Genomic DNA, 24,027 nt, shown 5'->3' with positions numbered 1-24,027 from the left:
AAAGCCCCTGGCCAGACCGACCCTGGGTAGGGTTGCGGCCATGGAGATCTGGATCAATCCCGCCTGTTCCAAGTGCCGCAGCGCCCTGACCCTGCTGGACGCGGAGGGCGCCGATTACACGGTGCGTCGCTACCTGGAGGACGTGCCCTCCGAGGACGAGATCCGCGAGGTGCTCGGCCGGCTCGGGCTGGAGCCGTGGGACATCACGCGCACCTCCGACCCGCTCGCCAGGGAGACCGGCGTACGGGACCTGCCGCGCGAGGAGACCGACACGGCGCGCGGGCTCTGGATCGCCCACCTGGCCGCTCACCCGAAGCTCATCCAGCGCCCGATCATCACCGCCGAGGACGGCACGGCCGTGGTCGGCCGCTCCGAGGAAGCCGTCCGCGAGGCCCTGTCCCGCAAGGGTTAGAAAAGGCGCCGGGCGATCTCCGCGGCGGCCGTCAGGGGCAGCGCGTGGTGCGGGACCCCGGGCAGTACGCCGACACGCGCGCCGGGCAGCACCTCGCGCGCTGCCCGGGCCGCACGGCCGGAGTCGTGGCAGCGGGCGAGCCCGGCGAAGAGGATGTCGACCTGCGGGCCCGCAGCCGAGGGCTGCGCGAGCCCGGACAGGTCCGGGCGCGGGCCGGTGACCGGCCGGACGGCGGGGAAGCCGGCGCTCTCCTCCTGCAGCCGCAGCCAGGCCGGATCGAGCGCGGCCCCGCGGGTCTCCCAGGCGAGGAAGGAGCGGATCCGCTCGGGGGTGGGCCGCACCAGCATGGGCAGCGCGCGCAGCACGTAGCCCGGGCGCAGTCCCGCGAAGACCTGGGTCGGGTCGAGCAGCACCAGGCGGCCGAGGCGGGCCGGGTGCCGGACGGCGTAGTGGGCGGCGATCCAGGCCCCGTACGAGTACCCGGCGAGGGTCACCGGCCCGTGCGGGCCCAGCCCGTCGAGGACCGCGTCGAGGACCGCGTCGAGCCAGCCGACCAGGTCCGCGGCGGTCCGGATCGCCCGGTCGGGCGCCGGAACGCTGAGCCCCGGGTCCCCCACCAGGTCCACGGCGTGCACCCGGTGGGCACGGGCCGCCCCGGCGGCGACGCAGGCGCCCCACACGGCGGAAGTGGACCCGCCGCCGGGCAGCAGCACCAGCGGCGGCGCGTCGGCCGGGCCGCAGCGGTTGACGCGGGTGACCCCGTACGGGGTGGTCAGGTCGACGGCCTCGACGGGTCCGGGCCACCGGCCGAGCACCGCGTCGTAGGCGGCGCGGAAGGAAGACGTCCGGTGCATGCGCCGCTCCGATCCCTCATCCCATGCCTCATCCCATGCCTCATCCCATGCATCCAATGCATCCAATGCATCCAATGCATCCAATGCATCCAATGCGCATCCAACATCTCGCCAGGCGATAATCTCGCTCAGCGAGAGATTCCGCCAGGGGGCGATATGGACGACGACAGAAACCCGGACCACCGGAAACCGGAAACCGAGGAACCCGACAACCTCCGACTGGTGCACCTGCTCCGCGCGGTGACCGTCGAGTTCGGCCTGCGCCAGGCCGACTTCGCCGCCCGCAACGGCATGCACCCCACCGACGTACGCGCCCTGATCTGCCTGCTCGACGCGGCCCGGGCGGACGAACCGGCCACCGCGGGCCTGCTCGGCGCCCGGCTCGGCCTCAACTCCGCCGGCACCACCGCCGTGATCGACCGGCTCGAACGGCTCGGCCACGTGGCACGCATCCGCGACGACCACGACCGGCGCCGGATCCTGCTGCACGTGGAGCCGGCGGCGATCCGTCTGGGCCGGGAGTTCTTCGGGCCACTGATCGACGGGGTGCTCCAGGTGCTCGACTCCTTCGACCCCGCCGAACGGGAGACCGTACGCCGCTTCCTGACGGCCACCCACGCCGTCTTCGCATCGGAGCCGCGCCCATGACCACCCCCGACCAGGGACCCGGCGGCACCGACCTGCACCTGGAACTCCCCGCCGAGGGCGCCCGGCGGACCGCCCTCGCCCAGGCGCTGCGCAGCGCCGTGCGCAGCGGCCGACTCGCCGGCGGGACCCGGCTGCCGCCGTACCGGACGCTGGCCGCCGACCTCGGACTGGCCCGCAACGCCGTCGCCGACGCGTACGCCGAGCTGGTAGCCGAGGGCTGGTTCACGGCCCGGCAGGGTTCCGGCACCCAGGTCGCCGAGGGGGTGGCAACCACCGGCGCACCGGCCGTCCCGGCCGGGCCCGCGCCCGACCGGCCCCGCCACGACCTGCTCCAGGGCAAGCCCGATCCCGCCTCCTTCCCGCGCGCCGCCTGGGCCGCCAGCGCCCGCCGCTCCCTGACCGAGGCACCCACCGAGGCCTTCGGGCCGGGCGATCCGCAGGGCCGGCCCGAACTGCGGCGGGCCCTGGCCGGCTACCTGTCCCGGGCGCGGGGCGTGCGCTGCAGCCCCGAGAACATCGTGATCTGCTCCGGCTTCGCCAACGGACTGCGGCTCCTGTCGTCCGTCCGGCCCCGCGACTGGGCCGTCGAGGCGTACGGGCTCCCCTTCCACCACGGCATCCTCCAGGCCGCCGGGGTCCGCCCGCACCCCGTCCCGGTCGACGAGGACGGCGCCCGGCTGGGGGCACCTCCCGGCCGGAGGCCGGGGGAGGAACTCCCCTCCCGGGCGCGTACGTTGCTGCTCACACCGGCGCACCAGTTCCCGACGGGCGGCCGCCTGCTGCCCGCACGGCGGGCCGCCGCCGTGGAATGGGCCCGCGGCACCGATGGCGTGATCGTGGAGGACGACTACGACGGGGAGTTCCGCTACGACCGCAAACCGGTCGGCGCGCTGCAGGGACTGGCCCCCGAACACGTGGTGTACGCGGGCTCGCTGAGCAAGAGCCTCTCCCCCGCGCTGCGCCTGGGGTGGCTGGTCCTCCCCGACGAGCTGCGCGACCAGGTGCTGGCCGAGAAGGGGCTGCGGGAGTCCTGGGCGAGCACGCTGGACCAGCTGGCACTGGCCGATTTCATCGAGTGCGGGGCGTACGACCGCCACGTGCGCCGGATGCGCCTGCGCTACCGGGACCGCCGCGACCAGCTGGTCGCCGTACTGGCGGCACGCGCCCCGGAGGTCCGGCTGACGGGCATCTCGGCCGGCCTGCACGCCGTACTGGAACTCCCCCCGGGCCAGGAATCCCCCGCCCTCGCGGCGGCCCACGCCGCAGGCCTGGCCCTGGACGGCCTGTCGTCCTACCAACACCCGGCCGACCCGACGCCACCCCGAGAGGGCCTGGTGGTCGGCTACGCGACACCCCCGGACTCGGCGTTCACCCGGGCACTCACAACCTTGGTGGGGGTGGTGAGCGGGTCGGGCTGAGGAGAGGCGGGGCGGGGGCTTCGGGGGGGGGCGGGAGCCGCCGGGGCGGAATCAGGGATGCGTATGGGGGTTTCCCGTCAGTCTCATCGTCTCTCCGGTTCGGGCCGGTCCCTCTTTACCCCGCCCCTCTTCACCCCGCCCCCACCTCCCGCCCCCTAGGGTGACGAGAGCACTAAAGAGGACGTACCGGATCAAAGGACCCGTTGTGAACGAGGCGCAGCAGCCACACGGCCAGCCGGCCCAGCCGGCCCTCCCCGGCGGGGCGGGCTCACGCCCCGGGCGGCGGGGGGCCGACTGGATGTTCGGCGGGGTGTACGGGACCGTTCTGGCCAGTGCGCTGTTGGCCGCGCTGCACCAGAAAGGGGAGGAGTTCACCCCGTACTACGACGCCAGCTGGGTGCTCGTGACGGCCGCGACCGCCGGGCTCGCACACGGGTACTCGCACCACATGGCCTCCCACCGGCAGGACTCCGCCGGGCACCGGTGGCGGATGCTGGGCCTGGCGCTGTGGAACGAGTGGCCGCTGATCGTGGCCGCCCTGCCCACCGTCCTGCTGCTGGTCGCCGCCGGGGTCTTCGACTGGGACGCCTACGCGGTGACCGCCGTCGGGCTGGGGGTGAACACCGCCCTGCTGTTCGGCTGGGGTGCGCTCGTCGCGCTCCGCGTGGGCTACCGGCTCGGCTCCGCCCTGGCGATCGGCATGGCGGACGCCACCATCGGCCTGGCCATCATCGTGGCGAACGCGGTGATCAAGTAGGGAGCTGCGCCTCCGCCTCGGCCAGGATCTCCGTCAGCCGGGCCCCGAACTCCGCCCCGCGCGGGTCCGGCACCCCCGTCCGGGCCGCGGTGAGCAGTGCGTCCAGGGCGCGTCCGTAGGCGCCCGGTACGTCGCTCCAGCCGGGCAGTTCGTGCACGCCCTCGGTGCCGCGCAGTTCGAGGCCCACCCCGGCGGCCGCGCGCGGCGCGCCCAGGCTGAGCACGGCGGTGCTGGCCGCGCCGGAGGTGTGCCGCAGTGCCAGTTGGACCACGTCGGAGGGGCCTCGGGTGGCGCTGATCGCGGTGACCTCGCCGAGGACCGGGATCAGGACGGACAGGGCGTGCGGGCCGACGTCCCACAGCCCGCCCTTGGCCTTGCGCCAGGGCGAGTCGGCGTAGGCGCTGGGCGTTCCGTCGGGCGGGAAGACGGCGCCGAGCCAGTGGGCCGCGGCCGTGAACCATCCGGAGCGTGCGGCCTGTTCCTCGACCCAGCCCGCGGTGGGTTCGGCGAAGCGCAGGGTGAGGAAGACGACGGAGGCGACCTGGTGGCGCGTGACCGCTTCGGCGACGGCACGTGCGTCTTCCACGGTGGTGGCGACGGGCTTGTCGAGGAGCAGGTGACATCCGGCGGCGGCGGCGCGGACGGCCATGGCGGCCTGTACGTCGGGCGGCAGGGCGAAGGCGACGGCGTCACACTCGGCGAACAGCTCGTCGGGGTCTTCGTACACCTTCACGCCGTACTCGTGCGCCAGCTCGGCCGCGGCCTCGGGCCGGCGGCCCCACACGCCGGCGAAGTCGGAGCCGGCGTGCGCGGCGAGGGCGGGGGCGTGGGTGCGGTGCGCCCAGGGGCCGGTGCCCAGCAGCCCGACCCGGGGGCGGCGGCCTGCGGGGGCCTGATCGGCGGCACCTTCGGCGACAGGTTCGGCGGCGCTCTCGACGGAGCCCTCGACGGGGTCCTCGGCGGAGTTCAAATCAGACGAAATGCTCACGTGGCCAGTCTGCCCCACCCGGACGGGCGCGCCGCCATCAACCCGCACAACCCACCCGACCTGCGATGTAAACCTCGGTAACACGGGGTTCACACACGGGCAACGGAAGAGAAATCGCGGGCGTGCACGCTGCGGTCATCACCGCAGCGATGAAGCAGCGACCAGCAGCACCCGCAGAGTCTGAGGATGGGGCCCGTGAGCTACAAGGCTGAGTACATCTGGATCGACGGCACCGAGCCGACGGCGAAGCTTCGCTCCAAGACGAAGATCATCGGGGACGGCGACGCGCTGCCGATCTGGGGCTTCGACGGTTCGAGCACGAACCAGGCGGAGGGCCACGCGTCCGACCGCGTGCTCAACCCGGTCTTCTCCTGCCCGGACCCGATCCGCGGCGGCGGCAACATCCTCGTCCTGTGCGAGGTCCTGAACATCGACATGACCCCGCACGAGTCGAACACCCGCGCGCTGCTGCGTCCGGTCGCCGAGAAGTTCGCCGGCCAGGAGCCGATCTTCGGCATCGAGCAGGAGTACACCTTCTTCGACGGCATCCGTCCGCTCGGCTTCCCGGTGGGCGGCTTCCCGGCCGCGCAGGGCGGCTACTACTGCGGTGTCGGCTCGGACGAGATCTTCGGCCGCGAGATCGTCGAGAAGCACCTGGACCACTGCCTCGCGGCGGGCCTGAGCATCTCCGGCATCAACGCCGAGGTCATGCCCGGTCAGTGGGAGTTCCAGGTCGGTCCCGTCGGTCCGCTGGAGGTCTCGGACCAGCTGTGGATCGCGCGCTGGCTGCTCTACCGCACCGCCGAGGACTTCAACGTCTCCGCGACGCTGAACCCGAAGCCGGTCAAGGGCGACTGGAACGGCGCGGGCGCGCACACCAACTTCTCCACGAAGGCGATGCGCGAGGACTACCGCGCGATCATCTCCGCGTGCGAGGCGCTGGGCGAGGGCAGCAAGCCGCTCGACCACGTGAAGAACTACGGCGCCGGCATCGACGAGCGTCTGACGGGTCTGCACGAGACCGCCCCCTGGAACGAGTTCAGCTATGGCGTCTCGGACCGCGGCGCCTCGGTCCGCATCCCGTGGCAGGTGGAGAAGGACGGCAAGGGCTACATCGAGGACCGCCGTCCGAACGCGAACGTGGACCCGTACGTGGTGACCCGTCTCATCACGGACACCTGCTGCGCGGGCCTGGAGAAGGACGGCCTGGTCTGACGACCGGCAGGACCAGCACGACCCCCGGCACCGCCGGGACCGCACCCGGCCGATGACCACTGACAGCGCCCGCCGCGCCCCCATGGGGCCGGCGGGCGTTGTCAGTGGCGTGTGGGACGGTACGGCCATGTTGGCGATCAAGATCGAGACAGAGCGCGGCGAGTCCTACGAACGCCCGTCGCTCGGCGTGTTGTCCGAACTCGTGGAGCGCATCGGCGCGGACGGGGACCACTTCGTCATCGTCGAGCGGATCGTTGAGGACCCGGACGTCTACATACAGGTCTGGCACGACGAGGGCGGGGACTACCAGTTGGAGCACCGGGACGGGTCCGCGGAGCGGCACTTCCAGGCGCATCTGCCCGCGGCGGCCGAGGTGGTGGAGGTGATGGCGCGCTGGGCCCGTCAGGAGAAGGGCTGGGACGTCGGCCCGGGGTGGCAGCGGCTGCGTCTCACCTGAGGAGTTTCCTTTTGTCCGGGATTGACAGGGGGGTGAGCTCGATATGTGAGATTTCCATCCACGGGGTGAGACGAGACCTGCCTCGGAGACATGACATCTGCTTGAATGGGGCCATGGCCAGCCATTCGCACACCTCGTCAGGTCGCAGCGACCTCGAGCCTTTCTGGCCGTCCCGTCAGGATCACGATTACGACCGGGAGTGTTGCCGCGCGAAGAACGCGCCGGCCCTCTAAAGCCTCCGGGATCACCCACCTGACCTTCCCCGAGGCCTTCGGTCTGCGCGGTATCGACATCGACGACGTACGCACGTCTCCTGCCGACCACTCCGCGTGAAAGAGCTGACCACTCATGGCGAACACCCGCTCCCTCTCCTCCGCCGCCACCGCTGCGACCTCTCCCCCGACCTATCCGCCCAGTCCGCGCCACCGGCTCCGTTCCGTTGACCGAGACGAAGTGGCCCGGGTCGTGGACCTCCTGCCGCCGGGGGCCACCTGGCTGCCCGCGCCCCAGCACGCCCTGCCGGCGCTGCCGGGTCAGCCGCCGATGATCGGCTACCTGGTGCTCGTACCGGCCGACCAGCAGCCTCCGATCGCCTTCGCCCCGCAGGCGGTGGCCGCCGCCGTACAGCCGGCTCCCGCCGCCCCCGCTCCGGCCGGACCGGGTGACGGCCTGGTCCGCATCGACTCGGCGCAGCGCACCGCCGAGGTCGACGGCCGGGTGCTCGACCTGACGTACCTGGAGTTCGAGCTGCTGGCCCACCTGGTGCAGCACCCGCACCGGGTGCACAGCCGCGACCAGCTGGTCACCACGGTCTGGGGTTACGGGCACGTCGGCGACGGCCGGACCGTGGACGTCCACATCGCCCGTCTGCGCCGCAAGCTGGGCGCCTCCCACCGCGCCGCGATCCAGACGGTGCGCCGGGTCGGTTACAAGTACGCCCCCTGAGCTGCCGGTTGACCTGACGACGGTGGGCCCGTACTCCCCTGGGGAGTACGGGCCCACCTCGTTCGTGACGGCCGTGCGCGATGCGGCCGTGCGGCGATGCCGGCTACGCGGCCTTGGCCCGGCGGCCCGCGACGAAGCCCAGCAGGACGTCGACCGCGAGGAAGACGACCAGGCTGATCCCGAGCAGCGGGACGAACCAGCCGATCACGGCGGTCACCGCGGCCAGCGGCAGCAGCAAGGTCACCGGGAGCTTGCGCCAGGCACCGCGCGGCTGGGCACGGCCGACGGACAGCTTGCGGTCCTTCGTCGGCCGGCGCAGCCACCACATGCGGTAGCCCCAGAAGACGAGGAACATCACGGCGACGGCGAGCGCGGCCAGCGCGATCTGGTTGGCGAGTCCGAAGGTCGTACCCATGTGCAGGTCGATGCCGAAGCGGGTCATCTGGGCGAGGACCGGGTAGTCGGCGAAGCGCAGTTCGTCCATGACGCGGGCGTCCGCGGGGTCGACGGCGACCGAGTCCAGGTGCACCGGCACCAGCTTGTCCTGCTCCTTGATGACGTAGCCCTTGCCCTTGGCGGGCAGGGTCACGCGGAGGGCCTCGGTGACGCCCGCGGCCCGGGCGGCGTCCACGGCCTTGTCGATGCCGACGTCGGTGGTGGGCGCGGGCGGCGGGGCCATCTGCGTGCCGTCGGGCATGGTGTGTCCGGCGTGCTCGTCGGAGCCGGCGTCCGCCCCGGTGCTGAGCTGCGCGGAGACGGCGGGGGTGGCCCCGCCGAGGCTGTCCTGGAGCTGCCCGATGTTCTCGCCGGCGTACTTCGACCAGGTCAGACCGGTGGCGGAGAGCACGACGAGTCCGGCGACGGCCCACAGGCCGACGGCTCCGTGCCAGGACAGGGTGCGGCGGCGGCCGGTGGCCTTGCGGTCCGGGAGGACCAGCTGCGACCTGCGCTTGCGGCGGCGGCCGAGCCACAGGGCGAGTCCGCCGAGCGCGACCACCCACATCCAGCTCGCGGCGAGCTCGCTGTAGTTCCGGCCGAACTCGCCGAGCTGGAGGCTGGAGTGGAACTCGCTCAGCCACGCCCGCAGCGGCAGCGCGTCGCCGACGGTGGCGAGCTGCCCGCGCACCTCGGCCGTATACGGGTCGACGAAGACGGTGAGGGTCTCGCCCTCGGGGAGGCCCGGGCTCTCCATGATCACCCGGGTGGTGGCCTCGGTGTCGGGGGCGGGCCACACGGACACGACCTCGCCCTCGGGGGCGGCGCCCTTGGCCGCGTCGATCTGGGCGCTGAGCGGCAGGGCGCTCTCGCCGACGCGGGCGACGGTCAGCTCATCGGAGTAGATGATCTTCTCGGCCTGCCAGGAGGCGGCGTAGAGCAGCCCGGTGGCGGCGGCGAGGAAGATCAGCGGGGCGACGAGCAGCCCCGCGTAGAAGTGCATGCGCAGGAGCAGCGGCCGTACGGCGGCCCAGCTGCCGCCGTGGTTCTTGGCCGTGCCGGCCGGTTCGGCGTCCGGGGTGCGGACGTCTTGAGCCTCGTCAAGAGACATGGGGATCCTAGGTGTTGGCGAAGACATGGGGAGCAGGCCCCAGGTCTCGCCGCTGCGCCAGGTCAGGCGTGGGCAGGCCGGCCGGGGGCCGTGGAACGCGGGAGCGGAGCGCGTCCGGGCGGCCCGCGGCGCACCACGGCGTGGGCGTGCACGGCTCCGCGCAGCCGGCGCGGCCGTTCGTACGGGGCGGGGAAGACGGGCGGCGCCGGTACGGCGGCCACCCGTGCCCGGACGAGGGCGAGCGCGCGGGCGAGCGGCCGGGCCGCGTGCAGCGCGGCGGTGGCCAGGACGCGGGCCAGCCGGAAGACGGCGGCCTCGCCGCGCGCGAGCCAGGCGGCGCAGAGCAGCCCGGCGAGCACGTGGGCGGCGATCATCGCGGCGCCACCGTGACCGGCCATGTCGGCCATGTCGGCCATGCCCGTGGTGCCTGCCATCCCCGCGGTGCCCGCCATGTGGGCCATGTCGGCCACGTCGGCCATGCCGGGGGCTTCGGCGGCCATCGAGCCCGCGTCCGCGGCCGGCATGGGGTGGTGGCCGTGCATCGGGGCGGGAGCGGCGAACGGCTTCGCGGCCGCGCTCCCCGAGAAGACCAGGTGGAGCACGCCCTGCACGGAGAGCACCGCGGCGGTGATGCCCACGGGGCCCCGCCGCCGCCCGGCGGCGAGCCATGCGAACCCGCAGGTCACACCGAAAGCACCCAGAAGGCCGAAAAAGGGGATATTCGTTCCGGACATGAACGAATGCCCTGTCGCGCCCAGGACGACACACATCGCCGCGAATATTGCGGCTCGCGTGGCGCGCATCGGCGCGAATGATTCGAACATGGCCGGGACATGTTCGCACGGGGCGCCTCGGTGCCCGCCAGAGGCTTATCCGATCATGAGCAGATGAATCCAATTCCGTGGGGAGCGGTGTACGCCGGCGGGGTGCAGTTCGGGGCCTACGTCCTGGAGCGCACCGGGGCGGCCGAGCGGGAGCGGCTGCTCCGGGACTGCTCGACGAATGTCGACAATCTCGCCGCCGGACGCTGGGAGACGCTGCTGAGCAGCGCTCTCGTCGTCGAGGAGCCCATGCCCCTGCCGTACGCGCTGCTGCTGGTCGCGGTCCTCGGGTACGCCGAGTACGCGTACGGCGCCTGGTGGACGGCCGCGGCGTTCCTGTTCGGGCACGCCGCGGCGACCCTCCTCGTCTACGGCGCCCTGCGCGGGAGGGCCGATCCCCGGACCCGGCGCGCGGTGGACGTGGGGACGAGCTACGGGTTCAACGCCGTGCTCGGCTCGCTGACCTCGACCCTGCCGCGCGGGGCGGTCCGTACGGCCGCGCGGGTGGGCCTGCTGGCGCTCGCGGCGGCGCCGGTGGTCCGGCGCGGGCGGACCTTCACGGACGCCGGGCACCTGGCCGCGCTCGGGGTGGGCATCGGGATCTCGCTGGCCATCGATTGCCTTTCCGGGGCGAAACATCAGAAAATTACATGAACCACACCCAGCAGGAGCTGCCACGATGACCGCCACCCCGTCCACCACCGTCGCCAACCTCCGCGACCTCGGCGGCACCCCGCTCCCCGGCGGCCGCACCGTCCGCCCCGGCCTGGTCCTGCGCTCCGGACAGCTCGACCGGCTCGACCTCGACGCCGACCCGGTGGTGGCCGGGCTGGGCCTGCGTACCGTCATCGACTTCCGCACCGCCGCCGAGCGCGCCGACCACCCCGACCGGATACCCGCCGGGGCCCGGTTCCTGGTCGGTGACGTCCTCGCCGACAAGCTGAGCTCCGCCCAGGTGCCCGCCACGCAGCTGAAGGACCTGCTGTCCGACCCGGCCGTGGCCGAGAAGCACCTGGGCGGCGGGCGGGTGCAGGCACTGTTCGCCGACACCTACCGGTCCTTCGTGAACTCCGGCTCCGCGCAGGCCGCGTACCGGATGCTGCTCACCGAGGCCGCCGACGCCGACTCGGGCCCGCTGCTGTTCCACTGCACGGCCGGCAAGGACCGGACCGGCTGGGGCGCGACGGTCATCCTGGCGCTGCTGGGCGCGGACGACGAGACGCTGATGGCCGAATACCTGTCGGTCAATCCGGCGGTCAAGCAGGCCTTCGCCCCGATGATCGAGGGCTTCACGGCGGCCGGCGGCGACCCGGACATCGCGCTCGCGCTGATCGGCGTCTTCCCCTCCTACCTGCGGGCGGCGCTGGACGAGGTCGAGACGCGGTACGGCTCCATGGAGAAGTACGTGCGCGAGGGGCTCGGTGTCGCCGACGAGACGGTGGGGGCGCTGCGCGCCCGTCTGGTGGTCTGACCCCGCACTCCGCACCCCGCACCCTGACCCCGCGCCTGCCCTCCGGCCCCGGGCCGGAGGCCGGGACCGGTGACCATCCGACGATTCGCTCGTTCTGCTGAACGTGACTGCGCCGGATACCGCCACCCGCCCCGTGCCTCCCGTGTCTCCCGTGCCGCCGGACGTCGAGCAGGCCGAGGCCGCCATCGTCGAGCACTACCCCCGGCTGGTGCGGCTCGCCTATCTGGTGCTGCCGCCCGCCCTCGGCCGCAACCGGCGGGTGCTCACCGCCCACTCGCTGGTCCAGCGGGCACTGCCGCGCGGGCGGCGGGACTCGGCGGCGGCCGCGGCCGCCGTGCGGGGCGGGGTGCCGGGCCAGCGGGGCGGGGCGGAGGACTCCGGGTACGCGTACGTCCGGCTGCGCGTGCTGCGCGCCGCCCTGGAGGCGGGGATCCCGCTGACCTTCCGGGCGCTGCCGCGGCGCGCGCAGCTCCCGCCGGTGCTCCCCCAGGTGTGGGGGCTGCGGCTGTTCCCCCGCTCGGGCGGGGCCGAGGAGCTCGCCCTCGACCAGTGGCTGGCCACCCTCGACGGGCCGGGCCGGGCCGCCTGCGTGCTGCGGGCCCTGGAACGGCTGTCCGAGCCGGAGGTGCTCCGGGTGCTCGACGAGGCCGGGGTCCCGGATCCGGCCGCCGCGGTCCGGGAGTCCGGGGATCCGGCGAACGACGCCCTGTTCGCCTCCCCCGAGTTCGACCCGTGCGTGCTCCAGGCCCGGCCCACCGACCTGCTGCGGCGGCGCCGTCTCGGGCGGGCCGCGCTGGCCGCCGGGGCCGCCCTCGCCGTGTGCGGGGCGCTGCTCGCGCTGCCCGGCGGGGGCTGGGGCTCGGACGGGGCCGCCGCCCCGCTGTACGCGCGCAACGCCGCGGCCGAGCAGGCCCTGGATCCCGCGAAGCTGGTCCGGGCCGCGCCCGCCCTCTGGCACACGTCGTCGCGTACGGACTTCTCCACCTGGCCCGCCCGCGGCGACCGGGCCGGCGATACGGAGCTGCTGCGCCGGGCGCTGGCCGTGTGGGCCCGGCCGGGCCGCTCGGTGGTCACCTCGGCCACCCCGGGCACACCGGCCGGGCCGCCGATGGGGCCGGCGCAGCTGCTGTTCGCGGGCGCCGTGGACCAGGCCGTCGTGGTCCTGATGTACGACGGCCTGCGCGTGGTCCGCTACGCGGAGCCGCGGGCCGGGACCGCGGGCGCCGCCCTCGACTTCGCCCGGACCGACGGCGCATCGGCGGAGACCGCCACCGCGCTGGTCCTCAGCCGGGTCGACGGCAACGTCCGCTATCTCACGGCGCCGTGGGTCACCGGTACGGCCCTGCGGGACCTGCTCAAGCCCGCCGCGCCCGTGGTGGCGCTGAAGCCGTCCCCGGACGGGGTGACCCCGCCGGTGGCGGGCCCGGCCCCGGCGGGCAGCTGTACGAGCTGGAACGCGCTGGCGCTGACGGGCGACGGCGCCACCCGGCTGATCACCGACCTCGGTGAACTGACCCCGGCCCGGCTGACGTCGGGTGCGCCGGGTGCCGAGCGCGATGTGACGGAGGCCGCAGAACTCGGGGACTGGTCGAGGATCGCCTGTCTGCTGCCGGCGGTCCGCTCGCACGGGGTCCGTACGGTCAACGCGTGGACGTACGCGAAGCAGCCGCTGCCGGAGGGCGACGGGACGGCGGCCTGGCTCTGCACGCGGGCCGAGACCTGGCAGGGGGCGGCCGACCGGGTGCAGGCGCAGTTCCTGGCCCCGGGCGCCCCGATGGCGGCGCAGGCGGCCCGCTCGGAGGGGTCGGCGGCCTGCGGGCCGCGGGAGCCGCGGGTGCTGGCGGGCGTGCTGTGGAAGTCGCGGGCCGGCCAGTGGTACGTGCTGGCGGCGGGCAGTGCGCAGTTCGCCTCGCTGTCGGTGTCGGGCGGCGGGGTGAGCGGGTCTGCGAACGGCAACCGGATGGCGGTGAAGGCGCCGGCGGGTGCGCAGGTGGATCTGTCGGGCAAGTTGACGGACGGGACGAAGGCGGGCGTGCTGCGGTAGGGCTTCGCGGGTGGGTGAAGCTTCAACCGTCAGGAACTGTGGGGTAGTTGGCGGGATCCGGACATGACGGTCGCCATGGGTACATGGCATGATCGGATTCCGGTTACCACGCGGTAACCCTCAACACCCCTCCCCCACCTGAAGGTCACCCCACGTGCGCACGCTCACCCGACGCCTCCTCATACCCGGCCTGACCGCCCTCGCCCTCACCGCCACCGGCTGCGGCTCGACCCCTCACACCAGCGCCGCCGGACCGGCCGCCCCCGCCTCCGTCACCCCCTCGTCCGACGGCACGTCGCAGCAGCTCGACGTGGCCGCGGCACCGCAGGGGACGCCCACGCCGGCGGCCGTGGCCCGGGCCGACGGGAAGGGCAAGACCGAGAAGTCCACACTGAAGGTCGCCTCCTACGACCAGGCCAGCGGCCGGGCCGTTATCGCCAAGTCCGCACCGGAAGCCGGCCGTTCGCCCTCGCCCGGCAAGTCGTCCGGGACGGGCAAGGCCCCTGAGAGCGGCAAGTCCCCCGAGGCGGGCAAGTCTCCCGAGGCCGACAAGCCCGTGGCGGTGGGCGATGTCATCGCCAGCGCACCGGCCCCCGGCGCCCCCGCGGGCCTGCTCGCCAAGGTCACCGAGGTCGTCGGCAAGACCGACAAGGGCACCGAGGTCAAGACCGCCTCCACCACGCTGGCCGCCGTCCTGGGTGACGACAAGGCCGACGGCAAGGTCCCCGTCGACCCGGCGGCGGTCACCGTCGAGCCCCTGACGAAGGGCGTCACCTTCTCCTGGGCCAAGGGCCCGGGCCTGACCTTCGGCCCCGAGGGCGCGAAGCTGCCGCTCGGCAACCTGCGGCTCGACGTCAACGCCTCCGTCGACACCGCCCCGGACGCCCCCGCCTCGGCCGGCGCCTCGGTCTCCGGCTTCGTCCAGCTCGCACCGCAGGTCGAGTTCGCGTACGACGGCAGCACCGGCGGCGGCCCCGGTCCGCGCGGCGCCTTCCTCGGCATGAGCGGTGACTGGTCCTCGCAGTGGAAGCTCCAGGGCCGCGCCGCCGCGAGCACCGGAGCGCCCAAGCGGATCCCGTTCGCCAAGCTGCACAGCTCGCCCGTCATCCAGGTCGGCCCGGTGCCGGTCGTCGTCAACCTCGACCTGACCTGCTACATCCAGGTGGAGGCCGACGGCCGCGTGACCCTCGACGTCCAGCAGGACGTCAAGGGCGACTTCAAGGTCGGCGGCAGCTACGCCGCGGGCAAGGGCTGGACCCCGGTGAGCGCCTCGAACGTGAAGAGCACGCCGGTGCGGGCGAGCGTCACCGCCGCCGGGCGGGTCAAGGGCGCGATCGGCGCCGAGGCCTCGGTCGGTCTCTACGGCGCCGTCGGCGTCACCGCGGACTTCGCCCCGTACCTGCGTGGTGAGGGAGACATCAAGGCGGCCGCGTCCAGCGACGGCAAGACCTCCCTCGACGGCGCCTGGGCGCTGTACGGCGGCTTCGACCTGAGCGGAAACCTCCAGCTCCAGCTGTCGCTGTTCGGCACGCCCGTCTTCGAGCGCCGCATCCCGCTGGGCACCCTGAACCGTGAGTGGGCGCTCTCGACCGGCCACGTCGGGCGATAGCCCGCGCGACCCGCACGCACACCGACACACGCTGCCCGGGCGCGTCCGCGCCCGGGCAGCGGCATGTCGGAGAAGTCCGCGCAGGGGGCTTCTCCTCCCACCTACCCGTCAGTACATTGACGCCATGTCTAATACGCCGCTCGCGCCCGCCCCCGTGGCGTCGGAACACGTGGACCTGAGGCCCCGGAACGTGTCCTTCGGCTGGGAGGACACCCCGCTCCACTGGCTGCCCGGCGACCCCTTCGCCGGGCACATGATCAATGTGCTGCACCTGCTGCTCCCCGCCGGAGAGCGCTGGTTCGTACACGTCTACAAGCAGGTGCTCCCGTACATCGAGGACGAGCAACTGCGGGCGGACGTCGTCGGCTTCATCGGCCAGGAGGCCATGCACGCCACCGCCCACGACGACGTGCTCCCCCACCTGAAGCGGCTCGGGCTGGACCCGACCCCCTACACCGCGCAGGTGGACTGGCTGTTCGAGAAGCTCCTCGGCGACCGGACCCTGCCGCCGGGCCGGGCCCGCCACTGGTGGCTGATGGAACGGGTCGCGATGATCGCGGCGATCGAGCACTACACGGCGTTCCTGGGCGACTGGGTGCTGAACGCCGACGCGCTGGACCGGCGGGGCGCCGACCCCACCATGCTGGACCTGCTGCGCTGGCACGGGGCGGAGGAGGTCGAGCACCGCTCGGTGGCCTTCGACCTCTTCATGCACGTCGACGGCAACTACCGCCGCCGGGCGCGGACCTGGGCGACCGCCTTCTCGGCCCTGGTGTTCCTTTGGCAGCGCGGGGTGCGCTTCTTCATGGAGAACGACCCGCACCTGGTGGACGGCAAGGCCTCCTTCGGGAAGTTCTTCGTGGCCGGGCAGCAGGGGGTGCTCCCGTCGACCGGAGCGATGCTGAAGTCCATCCCGAAGTACCTCTCCCGTGCCTACCACCCCTCGCAGGAGGGCTCGACGGCCCAGGCGGTGGCCTATCTCGCCGCCTCCCCCGGCGCGAACGGCGGGGTGCGGGCATGAGGCGCGCCTTCACGGTCACGGCCGTCCTGGGCGCGGCCTGGGTGACCCGGCGCGCCCTGAGGCGCCGCATCGGCGGCTCCCCGCTCTGGCCGCTGCCGGCCCTGGAGACGCCGGTCTCGGGCCACTCCCCGCGCCGCGCGCTGCGGGCGCTGATCGTCTCCCGTACGGAGCCCGCGCAGGGCGTGCTGCGGCTGACCGTGGAGTCACCGGACCTGCCGGCGTGGACCCCGGGCGCGCACGTGGACGTCACCCTGCCCTCGGGCCTGGTCCGCCAGTACTCGCTGTGCGGCGACCCGGCGGACGCCGGCCGGTACACGATCGCGATCCGGCTGATCGAGGACGGCCGGGGCGGCTCCCGCGAGGCGCACGCGCAGCTGGCCGAGGGCGCCGAGCTGGAACTGCGCCCGCCGCGCAACCGCTTCGCGCTGGTCCCGGCGGCCTCCTACGTCTTCGTCGCGGGCGGCATCGGCATCACCCCGATCCTGCCGATGCTGCGGGCCGCCACGGCGGCGGGCGCCGACTGGACCCTCCTCTACGGGGGCCGCACCCTCGACTCGATGCCCTTCCTGGACGACCTCGCGCCCTACGGCGACCAGGTGTCGGTCCTCCCCGAGGACGAGACGGGCCTGCCCGACCTGACCCCGGTGTCCGCGGCGGGGCCGGGCACCCTGGTCTACTGCTGCGGTCCGGAGCCGCTGATGCGGGCCGTCACGGCGGCGGCCGCGGATCCGGCAGCGGTGCACCTGGAGCGGTTCTCCCCCTCGGAGGGCCCCGGTCCGGGGCGGGCCTTCACGGTCGAACTGCGCCGCTCGGGGCGGGTCGTCGAGGTGGCGGCGGACGAGAGCACGCTGGCCGCGGTGCGCCGGGAGCTGCCGGCCACCCCGTACTCCTGCGAGCAGGGTTTCTGCGGGACCTGCCAACACCGGGTTCTGGCGGGTGGGGTGGACCACCGCGACGAGCTCCTCACGGACCAGGAGCGCGAGGACTCGATGCTGCTGTGCGTCTCCCGCGCGAAGGGGGACCGACTGGTCCTGGACCTCTGAACGCTCCCCAGTAGGGTGTCCGCATGACAACCGGAGTGCGACGCAGGATGGGTGTCGAGGAGCGGCGGCAGCAGCTGATCGGGGTTGCCCTGGAGCTGTTCAGCCACCGCTCGCCCGACGATGTGTCGATCGACGAGATCGCGGCGGCCGCGGGGATATCCCGGCCGCTCGTCTACCACTACTTTCCGGGCAAGCTGAGCCTGTACGAGGCCGCGCTGCGGCGGGCGGCCGACGAGCTGGCGCTGCGGTTCGTGGAGCCCCGGGAGGGGCCGCTCGGGGCGCGCCTGCTGCGGGTGATGGGGCGGTTCTTCGATTTCGTCGACGACCACGGGCCGGGTTTCTCGGCGCTGATGCGCGGCGGTCCGGCCGTCGGCAGCAGCCGGACGAACGCGATGATCGACGAGGTCCGGCAGGCGGCGTACGAGCAGATCCTCACGCACCTGGGCATCGGGCTGGAGCGCACGCCCGCGCGCCTGGAGCTCGTGGTGCGGTCCTGGGTGTCGCTCGCCGAGTCCACCGCGCTGATCTGGCTGGACGGGCGCCGGATCCCGCGGGGCGAACTGGAGCTGCAGCTGGTGCACGACTTCGCCGCGCTGGCCGCCGTGAGCGCCGCGTACGACGCGGAGATGGCGGGGATCCTCGTGGGCATCCTGGCCGGCGAGCCCGCCGACGGGCCCTTCGGGGAGCTGGTCGGGCGGCTCGGTGCGCTCGTGCCGGGCGGGGCGTCGGAGACCGTCCCGGGCTGAGGGCCGGACCGGGTACCGGGCCTGGTGTGGAAGGCGGGCTGGATCCGCGTCGGATCCGGGGTGTGGCGGCCGCCCATGATCATCGATAATGCCCGCGTGATCATTGACGACGAGATGCTGTTCCGGCCTGCCGAGGAGAAGGACGCCGGCACGCTGGTGCAGCTGTACGACCAGGCCGCCCGGTGGATGCGCAAGCACGGGATCGATCAGTGGAAGCCCGGCGACAAGGACGCCGCGCACTTCCGGTCGAGGATGCGCGAGGGCGAGGTCTGGATCGCCGGCGATGCCGACGGGCGCGTGTGCGGGGCCTACGAGTTGTGGTGGTCCGACGAGGGCGCCTGGGGGGTCCAGCCGCCCGTGGCCGGCTACGTCCACCGGCTGATGGTGGCGCGCGAGGTGGCCCCCGCGGGGGCCGGGCGGCGGCTGCTCGAACACGCCGAGCGCCGGACCGCCCGGACCGGTCGGGAACGGGCGCGGCTGGACTGCGTCTCCACCAACCCCCGGCTGCTCGCGTACTACCGGGGTGCGGGCTACCGGGTGGTCGGGGAGCTCCCCAACAAGGAGGGGAAGGACGGCAGGACCTACGGGGTGATCCTGCTGGAGAAGCGGCTGGACCGGCTCAGCGCCGTGTGAAGACCGAGACGGTGCGGGCGGGGACGGTGAACTCTCCTGTCTTCGCGTCGTACGTGGACTGCTTGACGGTGGCGTCGGAGCCCGCGGCCTGGACCGGGTGCAGCCGGTAGGCGGTGCCGGCGAGGGCGGGGACGCGCTGGGCCCGGCCGGTGGGGGCCGCGTTGAAGACGACCACCAGGTCGCCCAGGGTCATGGTGATCACACCCGGGGTCTCGTCCTTGCCCGAGAGGGGGAAGGACAGCCGGGACTGGACCGCCTCGGTGGTGGTGAGGGCGAAGTCCGGCTCGGTGGTGCGGATCCTCAGCAGGTCTCGGTAGGCGGCCGCGGTGGCGCCGATGTCGGTGCAGGTGGGGGCCGGTCCCGCGAGCAGCGGCTTCGCGTACGGCCACTTCGGGGCGTTGTCGGCGGCCGGGGGCAGACCGCGGCCGAAGCCGTTGCCGTCCTGGCAGTCCCAGTGGATGGCGTTGAACCAGTCGCCGCTGTCGAAGGAGTTGCGGTCCAGGGACTTGGAGCGGAGCAGGTCGGTGCCCGCCTGGGAGAGGGCCGGGCCCTGCGAGAGGGTGGCCGTGGCCATGGCCAGGACCTGCATGCGGGCCTTGTCCGCGTTGCTCGTGGCCGGCGGGAGCTTGTAGGTCAGGGCGTCGGCGAGGGATTCGTTGTCGTGGGCGTCGGCGTAGGCGAGGGCGTCACCGGGGGCGGCCGCGTAGCCGGCCGGGGCGCCGTTGTAGTCCAGCTCGGAGCCCTTGATGCGGCGGCCGGTGGTGTCGGTGAAGGCGTACGAGGCGAGGTTGCCGGAGAGCCCGACCTTGATCAGGTCCTGGGCGTGCAGGAGGCGGGCCTTCTGCTGCTCGGCGGTGCCGTTCGCGGGCGAGGCGTTCGGGGCGGTGAACAGCCCGGACGCGAAGCCCTGGACGCGCGGGTCCTCGTCGAAGGGGCCGCCGCCGCGCACGGCGTCACGGGCCCGGTCGGAGAAGGTGGCGATGCCGGTTCCGGCCATGTTCTTCTGCGTGGCCTGCACGAAGCGGGCGTCGTCGGCGATCTCGCCGAAGTTCCAGCCCTCCCCGTAGAGGACGATCTTCTTGCCGTCGACCCCGTCCTTGGCGACGGTCAGGGCGTCGAGGGCCGTGCGGACGGCCAGGATGTTGGCCTTCGGGTGGTGGCCCATCAGGTCGAAGCGGAAGCCGTCGACCTTGTACTCCTTCGCCCAGGTGACGATCGAGTCGACGACCAGGCGCCCCATCATGGCGTTCTCGGGCGCGGTGTTGGCACAGCAGGTGGAGGTGGCGACGGAGCCGTCCGCCAGCAGGCGCTGGTAGTAGCCGGGGACGATGCGGTCGAGGACGGACTTGTCCGACTGGCCCGCGGCGACGGTGTGGTTGTAGACGACGTCCATCACCGTGCGCAGCCCGGACCCGTTGAGGGACTGGACCATCCTGCGGAACTCGACGGTGCGGGCCGTGCCGTTCGGGTCGCTCGCGTAGCTGCCCTCGGGGACGGTGTAGTGGAGCGGGTCGTAGCCCCAGTTGTACGCGTCCTTCGCGGCCGCGGCGGCCACGCAGGCCTGCTGTTCCTGCGAGTCCGGGGCGTACACCTTGAGGTCGCAGGCGGGCTCGGTGCGGTCGGCGGCCTTCTCCGGAATGGTGCCGATGTCGAAGGCCGGCAGGAGGTGGACGTACGAGGCCCCGGCGGCGGCCAGGTCGCGCAGGTGCCGCATGCCCGCCGAGGCGGTGTCGGTGAAGGCCAGGTACTGGCCGGGGTGGGTGGTGGTGCGGTCCGCGACGGAGAAGTCGCGGATGTGCAGCTCCTGGATCTGCGCGGAGGTGAAGGGGACGGGCGCGGGCTTGCGCAGGGTCTTCCAGCCGGGCGGGGCGAGCTTCGGGTCGGCCAGGTCCACGGCCAGGCTGTGGACGGAGTCCGCGGTGAGGGCGGTGGAGTAGGGGTCGGTGACGAGGTTGCGGACCACCTGGAGGGTGCTCGGGGCCCAGACCGTCACGTCGTAGCGGTAGGGCTTGCCGGTCCAGGAGCGTTCGCCGCGCACCGACCAGACGCCGGTGGCGTCGTCGCGGCGCATGGCGACCGTGCGGCCGTCGAGTTCGAGGGAGACCTGCTGGGCGGTGGGGGCCCAGACGGAGAGGGTGGGGCGGCCGTCCTTGAAGACGGGGCCGAGGGAGGCGGTGGTGGCGTACAGGTCGTCGAGGACGCCGGCGAGCTGTACGCCGGTGGCGGCGAGGACCGCGCCGGTGGCGGCGCGGGCGCTCGCGACGAGCTGGCCGCGCAGGGCCTCGCGGACCCGGTCGCGGTCGCGCGGGTCGACGGTGTAGGCGCCGTACGAGGCGAGGTGCGGGAACTTCTGCTTCTGGGCGGCGGTGAGCTCGGCCTTGTCGAGCCGCAGCCACTGGGCGCGGCCGGTCAGGGTGCCGTTCTCGGCCTTGACGGCGCCTTCGCGCGAGGCGAGGAGCTGCACGGAGGCGGCTGCGGCGGGGGCGTTCCAGGCGAGGGTGTCGCGGTCGATCCAGACGGCCTGGGACTTGGTGAGGTCCAGGGCGGCGGCGGAGCCGGCGGGCTGCGGGAGGAGGTACTGCTCCTGGCCGCCCAGCATCCACACCTCGTGGCCGGTGGCCTTCAGGTCCAGGGACCGGTCGGTGGGGAGGTCCTTCTCGTCGCCCTTGTGGAGGATGTAGCTGAGGCTGGTGGCGCCGGGCGTGAGCGGGACCTCGTAGACCGCGCCGTAGGAGTCGGTGCGGGTGGGGAGGAGGGGCTTGGACCAGTCGGTGGGGTTCGCGGCTCCGGTCCAGACGTGCAGGCCCCAGCCGTCGTAGGCGCCGTCCGGGCGCTGGTAGTGCAGGACGGCCTTGCTCTGGTCCTGCGGCGGGTAGGCGGGGCGGTCGGTGCGGGCCGCCTCCTTGCCCTGCTCCAGCCAGATCTCGCCGGTCTTCGTCACGTCGATGGTGCGGTCGGCGGCGACGTCCTTGTTGCCGTCCTTGTCGATGACGAGGTAGCCGACGGAGGAGGCGCCGGGCTTGAGTTTCACGTACGCGAAGGCGCCGTAGGCGTCGCGGCCGGTGAAGTCGTGGCCGGCCGGCTGTGCCTTTGACGGAGCGGCTTCGCCGTCGGCGAGGTCGCCCCAGGCGTACAGCCGCCAGTTGGTGTAGTCGCCGTCGGGGCGGTTGTAGTGGACGACGGCGTAGTCGCGCTGTGTGGCGGTGGGGATCTCGGTGGGCGGGGCCTGGCCGGCGGCGGAGGCGGAGAGGGCGCTCGCGGTGCGGCCGGCGGAGTCGACGACGACGGCCTTGTAGCGCAGGGCTGTGCCGGCCGGGGTCTTGGCGTCGAGGTGCTGGGTGACCTTGTAGGGGGCGTGGTCGGCGGTGCCGAGGACCTGCCACTTCTCGTTGCCGGTCTGGGCGGCGAAGACGACGCGGCTGAGGCCGCCGCCGCTGATGTCGGCAGAGAGCTCTACGGTGCCGGTGGCGCCGGGGGCCGGGGCCTTCAGGGTCAGGGCGGGCTTGACGGCCGGCTTGGCGGCGGGGGTCACGGCCTGGAGGACCACGGAGCCGAGGGCGGGGACCGGGACGGTGAGCTTGCCGGCCGCCGAGGCGCGGATCAGCGCGGTGCCGCCGTACAGGGTGCGGTACTGGGAGCCGGCCGGGGCGTCGATCTCGACGGTGCGGGATGCGGCGCCGTTGTTGGCGGCGACCAGGTACTCGGTGCGGGTCTTGGTGTCGGTGCGGGCGAAGGCATAGACGGAGCCGTCGGCGAAACGTTCACTCTGGACGCCGTCGCGGAGGGCCGGGTGCGCCTTCGTCAGCTTCGAGAGAGCACTGATCTGCTGATAGAGCGGGTGTCCCGGATCGTAAGCATCGCTCGCGTGTGTGCGCACCGTTCCGAGCTGGTCGTCGTCCAGGTAGTCGGCGACCTGCGTGGCGAACAGCGGCTGCCGGGCGTCCTTGTCGCCGCCCGCGCCCGTGAAGCCCTGCTCGTCACCGGAGTAGATCACCGGGTTGCCCCGGGAGAAGAACATCAGCTCGTTGGCCAGCCGGTAGCGGTCCAGCAGTTCCTGCTCCCCGGCGCCCGGCCGGTCCTGCTTCAGGAAGGTGGCGAACCGGCCCATGTCGTGGTTGCCGAGGAAGGTCACCTGCTCGTAGGCGTTGGCCTTGCCGGAGGTGTACCGGTAGTCGTCACCGAGGACGGAGGCCAGCCTGCCGGCCGCCGCGCCCTGGGAGGCGTACGCGCGGATCGCGTCCTGGAGCGGGAAGTCGAGGGTGGCGTCGAGCTTCCCGCGGGTCACGTACGGGGAGGTGACGGCGGTGTCGGCGGAGTAGACCTCGCCGAACATGAAGAAGTCGTCACGTCCGCGCTTCGCGGCGTAGGTGTCGAGGGCGGTCGCCCACTGCGTCCAGAACTCGGTGTTGACGTGCTTGACCGTGTCGATCCGGAAGCCGTCGATGTCGAAGTCCCGCACCCACTTCTCGTAGATCTTCTCCATCCCGCTGACGACCTCGGGACGCTCGGTCCACAGGTCGTCGAGTCCGAAGAAGTCGCCCTGGTCGGAGGACTCGCCCGCGAAGGTGGAGTCCCCGCGGTTGTGGTACATCGTCGGGTCGTTGAGCCAGCCCGGCACCTTGAGGTTCTTCTTCGCGTCCGGCACGAAGGGCGTCCTCGGGAAGGACGTGCCGTCCACCTTCGGGAACTTCGCCTTCCCGTCTGCGTAGTCCTTGTCCTCGAAGGGCACCCCGTCCTTCGTCAGGTAGGGGAACGCCCCCTTCGACAGGTACGAGTACGACGCCTCCCGGTAGTCCACGACATCGGCGGTGTGGTTGGTGATGACGTCGAAGAAGACCTTCATCCCCTTCCCGTGCGCCTTGTCGATCAGCCGCTCCAGGTCGGCGTTGGTCCCGAAGTGCGGGTCGACCTGCGTGAAGTCGGTGATCCAGTAGCCGTGGTAGCCGGCGGAGACATCGGCCCCCTTGCCCTGCACCGGCTGGTTCTTGAAGATCGGCGCCAGCCAGATGGCCGTGGTGCCGAGCCCCTTGATGTAGTCGAGCCGGTCGGTGAGCCCCTTGAGGTCACCGCCCTGGTAGAAGCCCTTGTCGGTGGGGTCCAGGCCGGTCTCCAGGCGCGAGCCGGTCAGACCGCCCCGGTCGTTGCCCGGGTCGCCGTTCGCGAACCGGTCCGGGAGTACGAAGTAGAACTGCTCCCGGGTCAGGTCGTGGCGGGCCGGTTCGGCGGCCAGTTTCGCGTCCGAGGGCGGGGCGGGCGGCGGCCCGGCCGTCGCGGCCGCGGCGGGGAGGGCGGGCAGGAACGTCACGGCCAGGGCGGCGGCGAGCACTCCTGCGGCAGGGCGTATCAAGGCAGGTCTCCTTGTGTACGTGTCGCATGGATGAGGACCGCCCGGCCTGGCA

Annotated in this window: 20 protein-coding genes; 15 read left to right on the top strand and 5 right to left on the bottom strand. The window is 73.1% G+C overall.

Going from position 1 to position 24,027, the window contains the following annotated elements:
* The first annotated feature begins 40 nt into the window (after window positions 1-40).
* Window positions 41-412, top strand: coding sequence for an ArsC/Spx/MgsR family protein (locus ACZ4YL_RS28645; protein WP_468120521.1), 372 nt, complete (start codon window positions 41-43; stop codon window positions 410-412).
* Here the strand turns inward: ACZ4YL_RS28645 and ACZ4YL_RS28640 are convergent.
* Window positions 409-1,266: an alpha/beta fold hydrolase gene (locus tag ACZ4YL_RS28640; RefSeq protein WP_468120519.1), complete on the bottom strand. Its 858-nt coding sequence runs from the start codon at window positions 1,264-1,266 to the stop codon at window positions 409-411. The genes ACZ4YL_RS28645 and ACZ4YL_RS28640 overlap by 4 nt on opposite strands.
* Window positions 1,267-1,422: 156 nt before the next feature.
* Between ACZ4YL_RS28640 and ACZ4YL_RS28635 the strand changes: the two genes are divergently transcribed.
* The 3 genes from ACZ4YL_RS28635 to ACZ4YL_RS28625 all read left to right on the top strand — a co-directional run bounded on the left by ACZ4YL_RS28635 (window position 1,423) and on the right by ACZ4YL_RS28625 (window position 4,089).
* A complete protein-coding gene (locus ACZ4YL_RS28635) occupies window positions 1,423-1,914 on the top strand; it encodes a MarR family winged helix-turn-helix transcriptional regulator (protein ID WP_468120518.1) in 492 nt (163 codons plus the stop codon).
* On the top strand, window positions 1,911-3,332 hold the full coding sequence (gene pdxR / locus ACZ4YL_RS28630) for a MocR-like pyridoxine biosynthesis transcription factor PdxR (RefSeq protein ID WP_468120516.1): 1,422 nt from the start codon (window positions 1,911-1,913) through the stop codon (window positions 3,330-3,332). Before ACZ4YL_RS28635 ends, pdxR begins: the two co-directional genes overlap by 4 nt.
* Before the next feature lie 205 nt (window positions 3,333-3,537).
* Window positions 3,538-4,089, top strand: a complete 552-nt coding sequence (locus ACZ4YL_RS28625) for a hypothetical protein (RefSeq protein WP_468120515.1) — start codon at window positions 3,538-3,540, stop codon at window positions 4,087-4,089.
* Here ACZ4YL_RS28625 and ACZ4YL_RS28620 read toward each other — a convergent pair.
* On the bottom strand, window positions 4,082-4,951 hold the full coding sequence (locus ACZ4YL_RS28620) for a Gfo/Idh/MocA family protein (RefSeq protein WP_389113914.1): 870 nt from the start codon (window positions 4,949-4,951) through the stop codon (window positions 4,082-4,084). The two genes, ACZ4YL_RS28625 and ACZ4YL_RS28620, sit on opposite strands and share 8 nt — an antisense overlap.
* 321 nt (window positions 4,952-5,272) lie before the next feature.
* Here ACZ4YL_RS28620 and glnII point away from each other — a divergent pair, with 321 nt between their 5' ends.
* The 3 genes from glnII (at window position 5,273) to ACZ4YL_RS28605 (ending at window position 7,694) form a co-directional block, all read left to right on the top strand.
* Window positions 5,273-6,292 (top strand): glutamine synthetase, encoded by a 1,020-nt coding sequence (gene glnII / locus ACZ4YL_RS28615; RefSeq protein ID WP_468120514.1) that lies wholly within the window; start codon window positions 5,273-5,275, stop codon window positions 6,290-6,292.
* A gap of 127 nt (window positions 6,293-6,419) precedes the next feature.
* Window positions 6,420-6,749: a hypothetical protein gene (locus ACZ4YL_RS28610; RefSeq protein WP_468120512.1), complete on the top strand. Its 330-nt coding sequence runs from the start codon at window positions 6,420-6,422 to the stop codon at window positions 6,747-6,749.
* A 348-nt stretch (window positions 6,750-7,097) separates the two neighbouring features.
* A complete protein-coding gene (locus ACZ4YL_RS28605) occupies window positions 7,098-7,694 on the top strand; it encodes a winged helix-turn-helix domain-containing protein (protein WP_468120510.1) in 597 nt (198 codons plus the stop codon).
* Between the two features lie 103 nt (window positions 7,695-7,797).
* On the opposite strand, the gene ACZ4YL_RS28600 is transcribed toward ACZ4YL_RS28605, so the two are convergent.
* Both ACZ4YL_RS28600 and ACZ4YL_RS28595 read right to left on the bottom strand, forming a co-directional pair.
* Window positions 7,798-9,240 carry a PepSY-associated TM helix domain-containing protein gene (locus ACZ4YL_RS28600; protein ID WP_468120508.1) on the bottom strand — a complete coding sequence of 481 codons (1,443 nt, stop codon included), beginning with the start codon at window positions 9,238-9,240 and terminating at the stop codon, window positions 7,798-7,800.
* Between the two features lie 62 nt (window positions 9,241-9,302).
* A complete protein-coding gene (locus ACZ4YL_RS28595) occupies window positions 9,303-9,926 on the bottom strand; it encodes a hypothetical protein (protein ID WP_468120506.1) in 624 nt (207 codons plus the stop codon).
* Between the two features lie 201 nt (window positions 9,927-10,127).
* Here ACZ4YL_RS28595 and ACZ4YL_RS28590 point away from each other — a divergent pair, with 201 nt between their 5' ends.
* The 8 genes from ACZ4YL_RS28590 to ACZ4YL_RS28555 all read left to right on the top strand — a co-directional run bounded on the left by ACZ4YL_RS28590 (window position 10,128) and on the right by ACZ4YL_RS28555 (window position 18,628).
* Window positions 10,128-10,715 (top strand): rhomboid-like protein, encoded by a 588-nt coding sequence (locus ACZ4YL_RS28590; protein WP_468120504.1) that lies wholly within the window; start codon window positions 10,128-10,130, stop codon window positions 10,713-10,715.
* Between the two features lie 25 nt (window positions 10,716-10,740).
* On the top strand, window positions 10,741-11,532 hold the full coding sequence (locus tag ACZ4YL_RS28585) for a tyrosine-protein phosphatase (RefSeq protein ID WP_468120502.1): 792 nt from the start codon (window positions 10,741-10,743) through the stop codon (window positions 11,530-11,532).
* Between the two features lie 103 nt (window positions 11,533-11,635).
* A complete protein-coding gene (locus ACZ4YL_RS28580; protein ID WP_468120500.1) occupies window positions 11,636-13,576 on the top strand; it encodes a hypothetical protein in 1,941 nt (646 codons plus the stop codon).
* A 154-nt stretch (window positions 13,577-13,730) separates the two neighbouring features.
* Window positions 13,731-15,185, top strand: a complete 1,455-nt coding sequence (locus ACZ4YL_RS28575) for a hypothetical protein (protein ID WP_468120498.1) — start codon at window positions 13,731-13,733, stop codon at window positions 15,183-15,185.
* A 124-nt stretch (window positions 15,186-15,309) separates the two neighbouring features.
* The gene (locus ACZ4YL_RS28570) at window positions 15,310-16,206 is read left to right on the top strand and encodes a metal-dependent hydrolase (RefSeq protein WP_468120497.1); all 897 of its coding nucleotides are present in this window, start codon (window positions 15,310-15,312) and stop codon (window positions 16,204-16,206) included.
* On the top strand, window positions 16,203-17,249 hold the full coding sequence (locus ACZ4YL_RS28565; protein ID WP_468120495.1) for a PDR/VanB family oxidoreductase: 1,047 nt from the start codon (window positions 16,203-16,205) through the stop codon (window positions 17,247-17,249). The genes ACZ4YL_RS28570 and ACZ4YL_RS28565 overlap by 4 nt, the downstream gene beginning before the upstream one ends.
* A gap of 23 nt (window positions 17,250-17,272) precedes the next feature.
* On the top strand, window positions 17,273-17,995 hold the full coding sequence (locus tag ACZ4YL_RS28560; RefSeq protein WP_030009450.1) for a TetR/AcrR family transcriptional regulator: 723 nt from the start codon (window positions 17,273-17,275) through the stop codon (window positions 17,993-17,995).
* 96 nt (window positions 17,996-18,091) lie between these two features.
* Window positions 18,092-18,628 carry a GNAT family N-acetyltransferase gene (locus ACZ4YL_RS28555; protein WP_468120493.1) on the top strand — a complete coding sequence of 179 codons (537 nt, stop codon included), beginning with the start codon at window positions 18,092-18,094 and terminating at the stop codon, window positions 18,626-18,628.
* On the opposite strand, the gene pulA is transcribed toward ACZ4YL_RS28555, so the two are convergent.
* Window positions 18,615-23,975 carry a pullulanase-type alpha-1,6-glucosidase gene (gene pulA, locus ACZ4YL_RS28550; protein ID WP_468120491.1) on the bottom strand — a complete coding sequence of 1,787 codons (5,361 nt, stop codon included), beginning with the start codon at window positions 23,973-23,975 and terminating at the stop codon, window positions 18,615-18,617. The genes ACZ4YL_RS28555 and pulA overlap by 14 nt on opposite strands.
* Window positions 23,976-24,027 lie beyond the last annotated feature (52 nt).

The sequence above is a fragment of the Streptomyces sp. NPDC030021 genome, assembly GCF_055574035.1.
The sequence above is the reverse complement of the archived record's forward strand: the minus strand, read 5'-3'. Positions and strand labels throughout refer to the sequence as shown.